At 57.7% G+C, this 14,742-nt stretch carries 14 protein-coding genes; 7 read left to right on the top strand and 7 right to left on the bottom strand.

All coding sequences use genetic code 11. The annotated features are described in order from the left end of the window. Positions 1 to 11: 11 nt before the first annotated feature. Both rsmH and mraZ read right to left on the bottom strand, forming a co-directional pair. Positions 12 to 953 (bottom strand): 16S rRNA (cytosine(1402)-N(4))-methyltransferase RsmH, encoded by a 942-nt coding sequence (gene rsmH / locus DFT_RS03630; RefSeq protein ID WP_054029855.1) that lies wholly within the window; start codon positions 951 to 953, stop codon positions 12 to 14. Between the two features lie 2 nt (positions 954 to 955). Beyond that, the gene (gene mraZ, locus DFT_RS03625; protein WP_054029854.1) at positions 956 to 1,402 is read right to left on the bottom strand and encodes a division/cell wall cluster transcriptional repressor MraZ; all 447 of its coding nucleotides are present in this window, start codon (positions 1,400 to 1,402) and stop codon (positions 956 to 958) included. Between the two features lie 276 nt (positions 1,403 to 1,678). Between mraZ and DFT_RS03620 the strand changes: the two genes are divergently transcribed. From DFT_RS03620 to DFT_RS03610, 3 genes are all read left to right on the top strand, one after another. After that, the gene (locus tag DFT_RS03620) at positions 1,679 to 2,389 is read left to right on the top strand and encodes an HD domain-containing protein (RefSeq protein WP_235506163.1); all 711 of its coding nucleotides are present in this window, start codon (positions 1,679 to 1,681) and stop codon (positions 2,387 to 2,389) included. 468 nt (positions 2,390 to 2,857) lie between these two features. Next, positions 2,858 to 3,538: a hypothetical protein gene (locus tag DFT_RS03615; RefSeq protein ID WP_054029853.1), complete on the top strand. Its 681-nt coding sequence runs from the start codon at positions 2,858 to 2,860 to the stop codon at positions 3,536 to 3,538. 13 nt (positions 3,539 to 3,551) lie between these two features. Next, positions 3,552 to 4,802, top strand: coding sequence for an IMP cyclohydrolase (locus tag DFT_RS03610; protein ID WP_054029852.1), 1,251 nt, complete (start codon positions 3,552 to 3,554; stop codon positions 4,800 to 4,802). Between the two features lie 6 nt (positions 4,803 to 4,808). On the opposite strand, the gene DFT_RS03605 is transcribed toward DFT_RS03610, so the two are convergent. From DFT_RS03605 to DFT_RS03595, 3 genes are all read right to left on the bottom strand, one after another. Then, on the bottom strand, positions 4,809 to 5,738 hold the full coding sequence (locus tag DFT_RS03605) for a calcium/sodium antiporter (protein WP_200907007.1): 930 nt from the start codon (positions 5,736 to 5,738) through the stop codon (positions 4,809 to 4,811). Positions 5,739 to 6,287: 549 nt separating this feature from the next. Further along, complete coding sequence (locus tag DFT_RS03600; RefSeq protein ID WP_083453296.1) at positions 6,288 to 7,508, bottom strand: GNAT family N-acetyltransferase; 1,221 nt, start codon at positions 7,506 to 7,508, stop codon at positions 6,288 to 6,290. Positions 7,509 to 7,757: 249 nt separating this feature from the next. Further along, on the bottom strand, positions 7,758 to 8,759 hold the full coding sequence (locus DFT_RS03595; RefSeq protein ID WP_054029850.1) for an amidohydrolase family protein: 1,002 nt from the start codon (positions 8,757 to 8,759) through the stop codon (positions 7,758 to 7,760). Positions 8,760 to 9,073: 314 nt separating this feature from the next. Here DFT_RS03595 and DFT_RS03590 point away from each other — a divergent pair, with 314 nt between their 5' ends. The 4 genes from DFT_RS03590 (at position 9,074) to DFT_RS03575 (ending at position 13,245) form a co-directional block, all read left to right on the top strand. Next, positions 9,074 to 10,384 carry an MFS transporter gene (locus DFT_RS03590; protein WP_054029849.1) on the top strand — a complete coding sequence of 437 codons (1,311 nt, stop codon included), beginning with the start codon at positions 9,074 to 9,076 and terminating at the stop codon, positions 10,382 to 10,384. Positions 10,385 to 10,433: 49 nt separating this feature from the next. Beyond that, positions 10,434 to 11,147, top strand: coding sequence for a DUF1847 domain-containing protein (locus tag DFT_RS03585; protein ID WP_054029848.1), 714 nt, complete (start codon positions 10,434 to 10,436; stop codon positions 11,145 to 11,147). A 107-nt stretch (positions 11,148 to 11,254) separates the two neighbouring features. Beyond that, positions 11,255 to 12,973 carry an aldehyde ferredoxin oxidoreductase family protein gene (locus DFT_RS03580; protein ID WP_054029847.1) on the top strand — a complete coding sequence of 573 codons (1,719 nt, stop codon included), beginning with the start codon at positions 11,255 to 11,257 and terminating at the stop codon, positions 12,971 to 12,973. A 2-nt stretch (positions 12,974 to 12,975) separates the two neighbouring features. Next, on the top strand, positions 12,976 to 13,245 hold the full coding sequence (locus tag DFT_RS03575; RefSeq protein ID WP_054029846.1) for a ubiquitin family protein: 270 nt from the start codon (positions 12,976 to 12,978) through the stop codon (positions 13,243 to 13,245). 73 nt (positions 13,246 to 13,318) lie between these two features. Here DFT_RS03575 and DFT_RS03570 read toward each other — a convergent pair whose 3' ends face one another. Both DFT_RS03570 and DFT_RS03565 read right to left on the bottom strand, forming a co-directional pair. After that, positions 13,319 to 14,140 carry a class I SAM-dependent methyltransferase gene (locus DFT_RS03570; RefSeq protein ID WP_054029845.1) on the bottom strand — a complete coding sequence of 274 codons (822 nt, stop codon included), beginning with the start codon at positions 14,138 to 14,140 and terminating at the stop codon, positions 13,319 to 13,321. Between the two features lie 115 nt (positions 14,141 to 14,255). Next, positions 14,256 to 14,726: an HAD family hydrolase gene (locus DFT_RS03565; RefSeq protein WP_054029844.1), complete on the bottom strand. Its 471-nt coding sequence runs from the start codon at positions 14,724 to 14,726 to the stop codon at positions 14,256 to 14,258. Positions 14,727 to 14,742 lie beyond the last annotated feature (16 nt).

The following is a 14,742-nucleotide window of genomic DNA, read 5'->3' as shown; positions in this document are numbered from 1 at the left end:
CCTTTTCACCCTCAATCGATCCGCTCCGCGCAACGCAATCGCGTGCTGCGGGCCATGGGGTTCCGCGATATTTCCTCCTGGGACGGACGCACCACCTTTTTGGTGATCAATCGCACCTGGGGCCGGGCCCCGCAAACACACCGCGGCAGATCCGGAGGACAGGTGCACGGATCGGCCCATTGCCGGAAGCGCTGCTTGACCATGCGATCCTCCAGGCTGTGAAACGAAAGGATGCACATCCGTCCGTTGGGTCGCAACAAATCGACCGATGTATCGAGAAATCGATCGAGACATGCCAACTCTTCGTTCACGGCAATGCGCAAGGCCATGAAGATGCGGGTGGCCGGGTGGATCTTCTGCCCTGCGGCTGCGCGGGCGGGAACCGCCTGGCGTACCAGCTCGACCAGTTGGCCGGTGGTGCGAATCGGATCGCGATCACGCGTGGCAACGATGGCCCGTGCAATGCGCTTGGACCAGCGTTCCTCTCCGAAGCGTTGGAATATATGCGTCAATTCGGCCTCTGAAAGCCGATTGACCAGATCCTCGGCACGTTTGTCCCCCCGCTCGTCCATGCGCATATCGAGCGGCTCGTCTTTTTGGAACGTAAACCCGCGGCCGCTCGCCTCGAGTTGATGTTGGGAAAGACCCAGATCTAGAAGAATGCCATCCACGGCCGCTATGCCCAATTGGGCCAGGTATTCTGGCAACCCGGTAAAATTGCCGTGGAAAAGATTGATGTTGGCGACAAAAGGAGCTAAAATTTTTTCGGCGTTGGCAATCGCATCACGGTCCTGATCGATACCGATCAGCCTCCCTTCGGAGCCGATCTTTTCACAAATCGCTTTCGCATGCCCGGATCCACCCAAGGTGCAATCGACGTAGGTCCCGCCAGCCCGGCAGGCCAGACATTCCATCACCTCGTGCATCATGGCGCTCACATGCTGAAAAGCCATTGTTACAGCCTTAACTTGGCGATCTCGTTACGCACCTCCGCCTGTTGCAGGTCGATTTCCATTTTCTCGACTTCCTCGGCATACTTGCCCTGAGACCAGATCTCAAAATGGTTCAGCACGCCGACCAGCATGATTTCCTTTTCCAGGGCCGCCTTGGAGCGCAAATCCGGTGGGATCAGCACCCTGCCCTGCTTGTCGCACGGGCATTCGTGTGCACCGCCCACGAACAATCTACGAAATCGTCGCATGCTCTCGCTCTTTTCGGACAACGAGAGAATGTGTTCCTCTATTTTGAACCACTCTTCGAGCGGATAGGCCACCAAACAGCCATCCAGTGAGCTGATCATCAGCGCATCGCTTCCGCTGGCCCGAATATCCTCCTTGAATCGGGCCGGAATGCTGAAGCGTCCCTTGTTGTCAAGGGTATGTGAGGAGCTACCTCGGAACATTATTCACCATAATTATCCACTTTGATCCACCTTAAATACATCATGAAGATCAAGTCAAGCGAAAAGTGATGTTGGATTTTAAATTTATATAATAATTCATTCGATTTAAACCCACATTTACATTGTGGTGCAAAGTGGAACAATAAAATTCCGCAGCGCTGTGTTTTGCCTGTTTTAAATTTGACAACGAGCCCCGGCCTGCACTATTTCAAGGAACGGCCCGGCGATGGGCGGCCGACAATGCTGAAAATAAAAATAGGCTAAAATAACAAAGTCTTGAAAACGTTCCAGTCAAACATAAAGAGCGATGCGCGGCGCGCAGGGATCGATCCGAATCCCACCACGCCCATCGATCCACGCCTGGCGGTGCGTCAGGCCGCCCAGCATCTGTTCGCCGATGCCCGCGGAAGTCACGACTGGGAACACACCCTGAGGGTGCATCGTCTCTGTCTGCACATCGGGCCCAAAGAAGGCGCCGACATGGAGGTGCTCGAATGCGCCGCCTATCTGCATGATATCGGCCGGGCAACCCAGGATGCGGCCAACGGCGGCGTCTGCCATGCCATCAAGGGGGCCGAGATGGCCCGAGAGATTTTGGCCCCCCTGTCCATCACCGAGGCCGGCAAGGCCAACATCGTCCATTGTGTGCGGGCCCACCGTTTCAGGAGCGACTATCCACCCGGAACGATAGAGGCCCGGGTACTGTTCGACGCGGATAAACTCGACGCCATCGGTGCCGTGGGTGTGGCCCGGGCCTATCTGTTTGCCGGTGAATTGGGGGCCTGCCTGCACAACCCCGATGTTCCCCCGGAAATGACGCACCCCTATTCCCGTGACGATACCGGTTACCGGGAGTTCGTGGTAAAACTTTGCAAAATCAAAGACCGGGTTCTCACGGTCGAAGGCCGGCGGCTGGCCGAAGAGCGGCATGTTTTCATGACCCTGTTTTTCCAACGTTTTCTGGAAGAATACGAGGGGATTCGATAGGCTTGACGAGATCCACGTCGATCGGGTCAGGCTGGTGGTGGGGAGCGGCGGGTTGGAGTTCGAAGTTTAAAGTTTAAAGCGAAGGAATTCTGTCGATTCATTTCTGATGGCGTCGCCAGATGTTGCAAATCACCACAGAGATCGCAGAGGTATTTATTTGAATAACAATCTCTTCTCTGCGCACTCCGTACCTCTGCGGTGAAAAAGAATTTTAACGCAGCCATCAATCTTGATGGCGTCGTGGCAAGTGAGTAATTCGGGTTTACCGTCACCCCCGGCGAACGCAGGGGGGCCATTATTTTCATCGTGTACGTCCAGAAATAGGCAAATTGGGTCGAGATCAATGCATGCGAAAAATTTTACCGCAGGCATATGTCGAATATGCCGAGGATAAAATTTTGAGCAGAACGCCGATGTCGGGCCAATGGGCCATTTATGGATGGACACGGAAAGGGTTGAGGTGAACATATGAGCATAAATGTTGTGGATACCATCGATGACAGGGTCAAGGTGCGCCACGTATTGATCAGCGTCTCGGACAAGACTGGCCTGGGCATGTTCGTGCCCGAATTGCGGAAAATCAATCCGGAGGTTCGTTTCTTCTCCACCGGGGGCACCTATGCACGCCTCAAAGAGTTGCTCGACGCCGATGCCGACAGGTGTTTGACCCAAGTCTCCGATTACACCGGTCAGCCGGAGACCCAAGGCGGCCTGGTCAAAACCCTGGATTTTAAAATTTACCTGGGATTGCTCACCGAAACCTATAACGACGCCCATCAGGCCGATCTGCAGCGCACCGGCAGCGTACCCATCGACATGGTGGTCGTCAACCTCTATCCATTCCGAGCCACCATCGCCCAGGCGGGGGTGACCGTCGAGCAGGCCCGCGGCAACATCGATATCGGCGGCCCCTGCATGATACGGGCGGCGGCCAAGAATTTCATCCGCGTGGCCAGCGTCGTGGATCCCGGCGACTATGAACGCATCATCAACGAACTGGCGGTTCGGGAGGGTTGCACCTCCTTGAACCTGCGATATGAACTGGCCGGCAAGGCATTCGGCCATACGGCGGAATACGATCGCACCATCGCCGAATTTATGGCCACCCAATCCATTCAATCTGTTACAACGTGCTATACCCAAAAATAGGAAGGAGTGCGCCATGGCCGAAGATCTCAAAAAAATGTATCGCACCATCGTCGAGGATCACTTTCCATCAAACATGGAAATCAGTTTTGTCGATGGCAACCGGCGGCAAACCCTTTTTTATGAAAAGGTGCTGTGGACCATCGACCAGGTCCAAAAGGGATTGCGATATGGTGAGAATCCGGGTCAGGAAGCGGCTCTCTACAAGTTGATCAACGGAAATCTCGTTCTTGGAGAGACCCAGACCCTGCAACCGGGACGCTATCTGGTGTCGGACATCGAACTGCTCCAATCCGGCAAGCATCCCGGCAAAACCAATTTGACCGATGCCGACAACGCTTTGAATATCCTGCGCTATTTTTCCGACCGGCCCACCGCCATCATCGTCAAGCACAACAACCCTTGCGGCGTGGCACGCGCGGATTCACTCGAACAGGCCTATGTCAAGGCCGACCTGGCCGACCGGGTTGCGGCCTTCGGCGGTTGCATCGCCCTGAACCGTCCGGTGGACACGGCCACCGCAGAAGCCATTGCCGCCCACTATGCGGAGGTGGTCGTGGCGCCCGATTTTGAGGACGGCGTCATGAAGATCTTCGGTGCCAAACCCAACTTGCGCGTCATCCGTATTCAAGACATGGAAAAACTGCACAATTTCGTGGGCGAGCGCTGCGTGGAGTTCAAAAGTCTCATCGACGGCGGGATCATCACCCAGTGGTCCTTCGTGCCTGCGTCGCGCACCCAGAAGGACCTGAAACTGGCCGAATGCGTTTACAAAGACAAAACCTACAAAGTGAAGCGGCAGCCCACGGAAGCGGAATACCGCGACCTGCTCTTCGGCTGGTTGGTGGAATCGGGGGTCACCTCCAATTCGGTGATCTATGTCAAAGACGAAACCACCGTGGGCATCGGCACCGGTGAGCAGGACCGGGTGGGGGTGGCCCAGATCGCTCGCGATAAAGCTTATCGCAAACTGGCCGACCGCTATTGCTTCGAGGATCACGGCATCGCTTACAACGACCTCAAAGACCGAGACATTCGGACATCCATAGATGCCCGCGTGGCTGCAGAGAAAGGCGGTCTGCCAGGCGCCGCCATGGTGAGCGACGCCTTCTTCCCGTTCCGCGACGGCATCGATGTCGGCCTGCGCGAAGGGGTGACGGCTGTCATCCAGCCAGGCGGCTCCAACAACGATTACCAGTCCATCGAGGCGTGCAACGAAGTGGGCGCCACCATGGTCTACACGGGACAACGCAGCTTCAAGCATTAAAACGCACTATTTCAGAAAATCGAAGGTCCAGAGGAAGAGCCCTGAAAGCACGAGCAGGACCCCTTCCGCGCGGGAGACCCGCCAGCCGGTGCGCATGAAGACGACGGCCAGCATCACCATGAGGGTCAGCAGGAGGAGAGAATAATAAGAACTCTGTAAAATCGTCAGCGGCCTGAGCATGCCGGCCAGGCCGAGCACGCCCATGATGTTGAACAGGTTGCTGCCGACCAGGTTTCCGGCCGAAATGCCATGTTTTCCCTTGATCACCGCGGCCAGGGAAGTGGCCATTTCGGGGGCCGATGTGCCTGCGGCCACAATGGTCACGCCGATGACCCACTCGGATATGCCGATCCCTCGGGCGATGTCACTGGCCGACTCGACCAGGAGCTGGCCGCCCAGGACCACCACGGCGATGCTCGCCGGCAGCAGGAGCCAATCCTTCCAGGTCGCCCGCTGGGCGGTCCCAGCATCCTCGTCTATTTCGGGCGGTTCTTTTTTGACAAGCAAATAGCACAGATAGAGGGCCAACAGCAGGACCAGAGCGAGTCCTTCGGCGAAGGTCAAGACGAGATCCCTGAAAAAAAGCAACAGGATCAAGGTGGATACGATCATCGAGGTGCCGTCGCGCTGAACCAGTTTGCGCGACACATGAACGCTGCGCACGATGGCCACGGTGCCGAGGATAAAGCCGAGATTGAAGATGTTGGACCCGACGATGTTACCCACCGAAATACTGGCATAGCCCTTGAGCGCCGCCGTGAGTGTCACGGCGAATTCCGGGGCCGAGGTACCGAAGGCGACGATGGTCAGGCCGATGACCAGTTCGGAAACGCCGATGGTTTCGGCAATGCGGCTCGCGGACGCCACCAGCTTGTCCGAACCGATCCACAGAAACGCAATGGCGACAAACAGCAAAAGCAGATTCAATAGCATCATTTACAGCCGATCTTCTGTATACCCTCCGCCGTCCCATCGGCGAACACGACGCCCGGTGTCGAGGGGACCTTGGGCCACACCATACAGGCCGATATCTTATCGGCATGGCAGCGCGTTCACTTAAGTGCGGCACTGGCGCACCCTGCCCGCCGATGAAAGTGTTGCATCTTCTATCGTTCTCGGTCGAAAAAGGCAATGTGTGTCGGGCCCCAACGAGGATTCTAACTGAACGCTATTCATTAAACCCGGCGTGTGTGGAACAGGTGGCCGATGCCACACGCCAAGCGGTCAAGTGCCGGTAAAATGCACGGCGGGCGGCCCAGAAACTCGCTGCGCTCAAACAGTCTGGGCCGCTTGTCCGCCGTTTGCATTCAATCGGCACTATTGACCGTAAGCTCACGTGGCCCTGGCCACCTGCTCCACACACGCCTGCCATCTCCGTTGCGATGCGATTTTTTATCAAAAACCATTTGGAAGGCAGGCCCTTCAGGGTGAATCACATTCAGTTAGAATCGCTGGGTCCCCAAATAGGCGAAGGATGGACACGCGTTAGAAGAAATCAGGGCAGAAAGCCTTGTGGCGGGTTTGCATGACACGGTCCCAGTGGGCGAGGTCGCCTGTTCCGACCGCCGCTGCACGTCCCATGCGGACCGCTTCGCTGGGGCGGATCTGGCCGAAAAGCAACATGGAGAGGGTATCGACCGGCATGACCAGATCGGCCGGACAGGCGCTGCGCGTCACCCGGGCCCCATCCGGTGATGTTTCCAATTGCCAGCGTCCCTCGTTCCACGGACAAAGCGAATCGGTCAGGTCGAAAACAAACCGGCCCTTTTCATCGTAACGCCGCTGTGACATGGCCCCCGCGACATCCACCACTCGTGCCAGCAGGCCATCGCCGGCGCCGATATTCAGCCGTCTCGGCTCGAGCAGCAGGTGCGGCAGCGGATCATCCTGGGGGACACGCTGCCAAGCGACTTCGAAGGCCAGACCGGCACCCGAGAGATGGTGCCAGATGGCCCGGTAGGCCCGGGGTGTCATCCATGCCAGATCATTGATTTCAATGTGCTGCCAGGGCTGGCCATGGGGGACCTTGCGACCTGTCAGGGCGTAGATCACATAGCCCAACGGCGTGCCGTTTTCCTCGTAGACGATTCGGTACAACGACACGTCGACAGAGGGTTGCCACAACACCCCGCTCTTCCAGGTGGCGGCGCCTCGATGGAGGTATCCGGTACGCGGCCCGCTGAAAGCGCGGTAAAGGGTTTGGAGAAGGTCCATCTCATCGTCCGCCAGCTGCCTCAGGGTGCCACTCGGGCGGTTTCCAAGATCGGCATGGGCGAAAACCAGATCGCGGGGCGCCACGCTGTATCGGTGGTGCGTCGAGACGATGCCATATCCAAAACGCTGGTATATGGCGGCCTGGGAGGCGTAAAGGACGGCCATGCTCGGACCGCCGGCCTCATACAGCGTTTTGAAATGGTGGGTGACCACCTGCCGCAGGTAGCCCTTGCGGCGGCACTCCGGCCGGGTACCAACAAAAGTAACGCCGGCCACCGGCATGCCGGTCCCGTTGAAACGCATCTTTAACGGCCAGACGGCATAGGTCGTGGCGATGCGTCCCTTTTCGAAGGCGCACAGCGTCATTTCCGGACGAATGGCGTGAATCGCTTCGGGAGGGTACAATCCTGCCGGCGCCATCAGCGCATTGCGGGCCACTCGCCTGAAATCATCCATTTCATCGGTTGTGGCCGGTCGAATATTCATTGTCATCGATGTCCCTCGGTTAAATGTTGACGCCACCGTAAAAAGCCCAATATCCGTGTTGTGCTCATCCCGTCGTCCTTGCGGCGTAAGACAAGTACGCCTCAGGACACGGAATTTCGCACGCCTTGATCTTGAACTTTTTACGGCGCCGTCCGACAGCGGCTTCTTACATAGTCATCAAATGTTGATACGGCTCCGACGCCGAATGCCACCATCGACCTGACCCGTGCCCCGGACTCACGCGAGCCAGCCGATTCAATCCAGACGATAGATCCGTGCGGCATTGTCATGAAACAAAGCGGTGCGCTCGTCGATGCTCAGGTCCGAAGTGATGCGCTTGAAGGCGTTCCAGAGCACGGTATAGGCGCACGACGGTTTATCCACCGGGAAATTGCTTTCAAACATGCAACGCCCCACGCCAAAAGTGTCGATGCAGGATGTGATATAGGGCCCGAAAGCTCGGGCCAGGTCTTCGGATGTGGGGGGGGTTGGCTGCCGATGCCAATCGAAACCGCACAACTTCATTCCCAGACCGCCCAACTTGACCGTCACGTTTTCACACTGCGCCAATTGCGCCATATCTTTCTGCCATTGGGCGAAGACTTGCTCGCGTTGGCCGGCGAACGGCCCGATGCCCAACACGCCGCCGACATGGTCCAGGATGATCCGGGTATCGGGAAAGGCGCGCGCCAGATCTGTCAACTCCGGAATCTGGGGATGGTACAACCAGGCATCGAAACTCAGATCGTAGGTTTTGAGACAGGCGAATCCTTCCCTGAAGCGGCTGTCCAGGAGCAGACCGCGGGGTGGGTGAGTATGGGCGTTGTTGATCTGCTCGCTATCGACCCAACTGACCGCATGGCGGATGCCGCGGAACCGACCGTCGCCGGCATCGATGTGGGCTTCCAGCACCGGTCGTACCACGGTCCCTAAAGTCAGATCGGCAAATCCCACGATGCCGGCCGCCACCCGGGTCGCCCCGCTCCCTTTTTTAATCTGAGGCTCGGTGATATGGCGAACGAACTCGGTTTCGCCGACCGGCCGCATCTCGGTCGGCCCGTCCAGGCGATATTGGGAAAGGCATTCCACGAACACGGTCTGAACGATGCGGTGGCCGCTGCCGGTATCGGCCAGCAGATCGTCCACCATGTAGCGGCTCTTGGGATAGTCCCACAGGTGGTGATGGGGATCGATGATGGGCATTTCCGGTTCGATGGGGTCTTCGATGACCTGTGCCAGCCAGGTATCATGGTCCATGGCCGAATCTCCTCCTGTCCCAGCGGGTTCAATCGTCGATGAGGTCGGAAGTCAAGGTTGGCCTTGTCTATCCCAGCCGAATTTGAATTCCGATCGAATCATGAGCGGTTTGAATTGCTTATCAGAATCCGTAATACGGATCAAACAAAACCCTCATCCTCGGTCGTACGACAATATCATACATTATTTTGCATTACTGAATCATACGGCTTTTCTGTTGCCTTGGTCCGAATCAATATGCTAGTACTCGAAGAACTGTCGATTCCCATGACCGCAACCGACATGATCTGCGCTGAATTTAAAAGGAGTCCTGTGTGACATCCACTCCGGCGATACCGCAAACGCCTCGAAAACCCCTGTTTTTTTACGGTTGGATCATCGTCCTGATCGGATTCATCACCTTGGGGGCCGCCTTCGGGGTGTGGTACTCCTACTCGGTTTTTATCATCGCCGTGATCCAGGAGTTCGGCTGGAGTCGCGCGGCGGCGTCGAGCATTTTCTCCATCTTCATCATTACACAGGCCCTGATGAACCTGGCGACCGGTTACCTGCAGGACCGCTGCGGTCCCCGGATCGTCGTTCCAGCCGGGGCGTTGGTGCTGGCAATGGCCCTGGCCATGACCAGCGTGTGCCGGAACTTGTGGCAATTTTCCATTGCCTACGGGGTCTTTGCCGGCATAGGAGTGAGCCTCATCGGATTCGCCTCCCATGCCGCCTTCATTCCCAAGTGGTTTGAACGTCAACGGGGATTGGCCGTGGGTGTCACCATGTCGGGCATCGGATTCGGGATGCTCCTGTTGATTCCAATGGTGGAAACCGCCATCCGCCACTTTGGGTGGCGCACCACCTATCTGATCCTCGCCGGTCTGATTCTGGTGCTGGTGGTCCCGCTGAACCTGATCTTCAGCCGTCGCAGTCCTCAAGATATCGGCCTGTTCCCGGACGGTGACGACAGCGTTGACCACGTGTCGCCCAAACGGCGTGCGTTTCGAGTCAAGCTGATCGACACCCGGTGGACGGCCCAGCACTGGACACTGGGCAAGGCTATGCGCACCGCGCGTTTCTGGCTGCTGGCATTCGCCTTTTTTTGCCTCTCATTTGCCTACCAGGGCGTCCTGTTGCATGCCGTTTCGGCCATGGTGGACCAGGGCCTGAAAAGAGATACCGCCGCTTATTTTTTCGGCATATTGGGAATTGCAGGATCGGCCGGAAAGATTCTGTTCGGGTATCTTTCCGATCTATATGGACGCGAACGCATCAATAACCTTGGCGTTGCAGTGGCCGCCCTCGGCATTTTTTCTCTGATGCGTGTCGGATATGCGCCATCCCTGTTGCCATTGCTCTTTGCCATCCTGTTCGGACTGGGATATGGCGCGGCCGCGCCGCTGCTGCCCGCTTTGAGCGCCGATATTTTCCAAGGCAGTTCGTTCGGATTGATCTTCGCCATGATCGCCATCGGCGGCGGTGCCGGCGGCGCTGCGGGCTCGTTCATGGCCGGACTGCTCTACGACCTCTCCCAGACCTATGCGGTGCCGTTTCTGGTCTTTTTGAGCTCCCTGGTAGTCAGTTGCGTGCTCATATGGCTGGCCGCTCCGAGCAAAGTCAGAAAGCTGGTGCGGCTATAGCCTGGCTCGGTGGAATGGGTTCCACCATCGGACAAAAGGAGTCGACATCATGAATGACCGTCTTCAAGACGATACCCCTGGGTATGATCATCCAGCCTGTGCGGCCTGCAAGCTGCCCCTTGCCAAACGCATCTGCATGAATCCGAAGGGCACAGGACCCAAAACGTGTCCCACCCTGAATCGCCAGGCCGTGCTGGCAAATGCCAATCGCGCCTTCGAGGATCCCTACATCTATGAATTCGCACGGCAGGCTTCCCGCCAGGAAGCCGAGTGCTATGCCAATCGCGACCAGAAACCGTATGTCCTGCAACCCACCAAGACGCGTATCGTTGAGATATGTGAGTTTGCCGACAAGATGAACTATCACCGGTTGGGCCTGGCCTTTTGCGTCGGCTTGAGCAACGAAGCCATGATGGTCGAAAAAGTCCTGAGCACTCGCGGCTTCGAAGTCGTTTCGGTGTCGTGCAAGGCCGGACGCACATCCAAGGCCATTATCGGCATCCCCGACGAAGAGCAGGTCATCCGGGGACGCGAGGAGGCCATGTGCAATCCCATTTTCCAGGCCGAGCTTTTCAACCAAGAAAAGACCGATCTCAACGTTTTGCTGGGTTTGTGCGTGGGACATGATTCCCTCTTTTTCAAATATGCCCAGGCACCGACCACCGTGCTGGCGGTCAAGGACCGCGTTACCGGCCACAACCCCCTGGCCGCGGTCTATCTGTCCGGCTCCTATTATCGAAAAATAACCTTCCCCGACAAATAGGCACGTCTTCACCTTGGTGAATATCGAGTTTTGTGTTATCTGAAAACAAAACACGTTTATGTTAACTTTATTCCACTTCCGGCGAAGCCGGGCCAGGAGACGTCACGATGAAATGGATCAGAGTCAATATGGCCAATCAAAGCATCCAGGTTGAAACTGTGCCCGAGGCCTATACCGGTCTTGGCGGGCGCGGCCTCAGCGCGGCGGTAATCCATGCGGAGGTGCCGCCCACGTGCGATGCGTTGGGGCCTGAAAACAAATTGGTCATCGCCCCGGGGCTGCTCAGCGGCACCCCCCTCGTCAATACCAGCCGCATCTCCATCGGCGCCAAGAGCCCGTTGACCGGCACCATCAAAGAGAGCAATTCCGGCGGCAAGATCGCAGCCAGCCTGGGAAAATTGGGTATCACGGCCATTGTCATAGAAGGCCGGGCGCCGGCAGGCCATATCTATCTGCTCAGCGTCGATGCCAACGGGGATGCCCGGCTCGAAGCCGCTGACCCATACAAGGGCATGCGCACCTATGCCCTGACGGCCAGGTTATTGGAGTCTTACGGTTCTAAAAACACCATCGCCTGCATCGGTCCGGCCGGCGAATATCAACTCAAATCGGCCAGCATCCAGACCACGGATGTCGATGATCGGCCATGCCGTGCCGCCGGCCGGGGCGGCCTGGGTGCCGTCATGGGCTCCAAGGGTCTGAAGGCGATCGTGGTAAGCACCGAGGGCAGCAACCCGGATGTCATCTCCGACCCGGAGTCCTTCAAAGAGTCGGCCAAGACATTCGCCCAGGAATTGCGCAAGAATCCGTTCACTGGCAAGGTGTTGCCCAACTTCGGGACCGCATCCACCGTCAGCGCCGTCAACTCGCTGGGGGCGTTTCCCTGCTACAACGCCACCAGGGGCGTTTTCGACGGATGGGAAAAGATCAGCGGCGAGGCCCTGGCGAAACTGATCAAAACACGCGGCGGCAAAACCCAGCACATGGGTTGCGCCCAGTGCATCGTGCACTGCTCCAACGAATTTGTGGACGAGCAGGGAAAATATGTCACCTCGTCGCTGGAATACGAAACCATCTGGTCCATGGGCGGCATGCTCGGCATCGATGATCTGGACACCATCGCCCGGCTCGACTTTTTATGCGACGACATCGGCCTGGACACGATCAACACCGGCGTGGCCATGGCCGTGGCCATGGACGCCGGATACAAATCGTTCGGCGATGGACGGGCCGCCGTCGATATGGTCGAGGAGGTGGCCCGCGGAACGGAGATGGGCCGACTGATCGGCAATGGGCCGGATGCGGTGGGCAAACACTTCAACCACCATCGCGTGCCGACCGTCAAGGGTCAGAGCATTGCGGCCTATGATCCCAGGGGCATGCAGGGCAATGGCGTCACCTACGCCACCTCCACCATGGGGGCGGACCACACCGCCGGCAACATGCTCGGCCACTATCTCAGCGGAGCGCTGAAACCACTGGCGGCCGAAGGGCAGGTGGATGCCTCGCGAAAGGTCCAGATCGGTATGGCGGCCATGGATTGCACGGGCATGTGCATCCTGGCCGGCGTGGGCATGGCCACCAAAGAGGCATCGGGCGCCATGTTCGCCATGCTCTCCGCCAAGCTGGGTCAGGCCATCGGTCCCAAGGAGTATGCCCAGATGGGCATGCGCACCCTGAAACTCGAACGAGATTTCAATCAGAAGGCCGGGCTTACCAACAAGGACGATCGCCTGCCACGATTCTTCTGTGAGGAGCCCTTGCCGCCCCACAACCAGGTGTTCGTGGTCAGCGACGAGGCGTTGGATCAACTTTACAATTTCTGACCATGTCCAGCCGATCCGATTCCCCGCCAACGATCCAGGTCGTGGTCAAATTGTACGGCGCCCTGCCCTGGCGTTTTCAAGAGTATGATCCTGAAAAGGGGATACTGCTTGAATTCGCCAGGGGCGCACGGGTCGCGGACCTGAGATCCCGCCTGAGCCTGACGGCTCAGGACAGCGGCGTGGTCGCCCTGGACGGCCGGGTGGCCACTCCTGGCGATAGGCTCTATGACGGTGCCCAGGTCCGCATCTTCCAGATGGCCTACGGCGGCTGATCCAAAGCCGGATTGCGGCGTCGCGACATCCAATCGACACCCTACCTTCACTTAAAACTTTACACTTAAAACTTTAGAGTTCCTCCTTAAGAGGCTTGCGTCCCCGGCAGGCGATCAGCGGAGTATAGGTAAAGCGGCGGGGATCGGAAAAAAACGCATGAAACTCTTCGGCAAACTCGGCATAACCACCAGAATATTCGCTGAATGCGTAACCTGATCCCTGACCGGCCACCTCGATCTTCTTGGTCCAGTTAAACGCATCGACATCTTTCAGTTGACCGAAAATCAGGTGGTGGGAGGCGAGCATGGCGTCGATCTCCTCAAACCCCAAATCGTAGAGAAACGAATAGAGCTTGATGCCCGCGTGGGGATCGAAATCGGCTTCCTGTTCCAATTTCCGCATCACCCCTTGCAGGGCCGCGGCCAATCGATCGGGCATACTGAAGTGGCTCAGGCAGTTGTAGTCCAGGTCCACCAGGCAGACGATGCCGCCTGGTTTGGTGATGCGGGCCAGATTCTGAACGATCTCGAAAGCCCGGCTGCGGTGATACTCCAGGAAGAACCTCACCCAGATAAAGTCAAAAAGCCCCATGCCGTTCAACGGCGCCAATGCATTCCGGCATTCGAACGTCACCCCCGGCCGGCCGTATTTGGACTGGGCGAACGCCAGTCGCTCCTCTGACATATCGACGCCCACGGCCTCCCCCCCGGGCTGCACGAGATCATACAACGCCCGGGTGGTGATCCCCGAACCGCAACCGATGTCGGCTACCCGCATACCGGGCTGAATGCCGGCCCACAGGGCCTGTTCGTGAACAATACGGACGTCGGTCTTCTTTTCGAGGCGATCGATCTCTTCTTCGTTCTCCATCAAGTAACGGGGGCTCTCTTTCATCTCATTCTTTCTACCTCTGGATATGATCCATAACCCGAGCGCCGATGAGAACAAGGTATCCCATCAGCGCCGCCTTTTCCGGCTTGCATGGTGAAACGGGTCAACATCGTTTGGGTCAGGCGCGCAAGGTGGCGGTCAATCGCAAAGGGTGGGTCAACAGGTCCAAGGCATCTCCGATCGAGGTGCATACCACGTCCGCGGCCGCCAGGGTCAGGCTCGATGCGCCTTCGCCAAGAATAACGCCGATACCCAGGGCGGCCGCTTCGAGCATCAAACGGTCGTTGCGACCGTTTCCCACGGCCACGGTCCGGTCGGCGCCCAATTGGCGCACATAGTTCAATTTGGCCTCATCCTGCCGCGCCACCGGCAAGACGGTCACCGTCGCCTGCAAACTGGACATGGCGGAGCGGACGCGTCCAAAGGTGTCGGCCGTGACGACGTGGATGCCAAGCTGCCGGCTCAGGGCCGAAAGCCGATCGAACACGCCCGGCAACAGCTCTCCATCGACCGCCAGGGTACCGTTATAATCGAGCACCAGATGGGCCAGGTGCAACTCTCCAAATCCTGGAATGTCCACATCGATCATGACAGCTCCTTGTGCC

The sequence above is a fragment of the Desulfatitalea tepidiphila genome (assembly GCF_001293685.1).
Lineage (GTDB): Bacteria > Desulfobacterota > Desulfobacteria > Desulfobacterales > Desulfosarcinaceae > Desulfatitalea > Desulfatitalea tepidiphila.
The sequence above is the reverse complement of the archived record's forward strand: the minus strand, read 5'-3'. Positions and strand labels throughout refer to the sequence as shown.

Bases quoted from the DNA above. Each gene is read 5' to 3' on its own strand.
- mraZ (WP_054029854.1), bottom strand. From the start codon at position 1,402: ATGTTCCGAGGTAGCTCCTCACATACCCTTGACAACAAGGGACGCTTC.
- rsmH (WP_054029855.1), bottom strand. From the start codon at position 953: ATGGCTTTTCAGCATGTGAGCGCCATGATGCACGAGGTGATGGAATGT.
- DFT_RS03570 (WP_054029845.1), bottom strand. From the start codon at position 14,140: ATGAAAGAGAGCCCCCGTTACTTGATGGAGAACGAAGAAGAGATCGAT.
- DFT_RS03595 (WP_054029850.1), bottom strand. From the start codon at position 8,759: ATGGACCATGATACCTGGCTGGCACAGGTCATCGAAGACCCCATCGAA.
- DFT_RS03610 (WP_054029852.1), top strand. From the start codon at position 3,552: ATGGCCGAAGATCTCAAAAAAATGTATCGCACCATCGTCGAGGATCAC.
- DFT_RS03575 (WP_054029846.1), top strand. From the start codon at position 12,976: ATGTCCAGCCGATCCGATTCCCCGCCAACGATCCAGGTCGTGGTCAAA.
- DFT_RS03600 (WP_083453296.1), bottom strand. From the start codon at position 7,508: ATGACAATGAATATTCGACCGGCCACAACCGATGAAATGGATGATTTC.
- DFT_RS03580 (WP_054029847.1), top strand. From the start codon at position 11,255: ATGAAATGGATCAGAGTCAATATGGCCAATCAAAGCATCCAGGTTGAA.
- DFT_RS03585 (WP_054029848.1), top strand. From the start codon at position 10,434: ATGAATGACCGTCTTCAAGACGATACCCCTGGGTATGATCATCCAGCC.
- DFT_RS03565 (WP_054029844.1), bottom strand. From the start codon at position 14,726: ATGATCGATGTGGACATTCCAGGATTTGGAGAGTTGCACCTGGCCCAT.
- DFT_RS03615 (WP_054029853.1), top strand. From the start codon at position 2,858: ATGAGCATAAATGTTGTGGATACCATCGATGACAGGGTCAAGGTGCGC.
- DFT_RS03605 (WP_200907007.1), bottom strand. From the start codon at position 5,738: ATGATGCTATTGAATCTGCTTTTGCTGTTTGTCGCCATTGCGTTTCTG.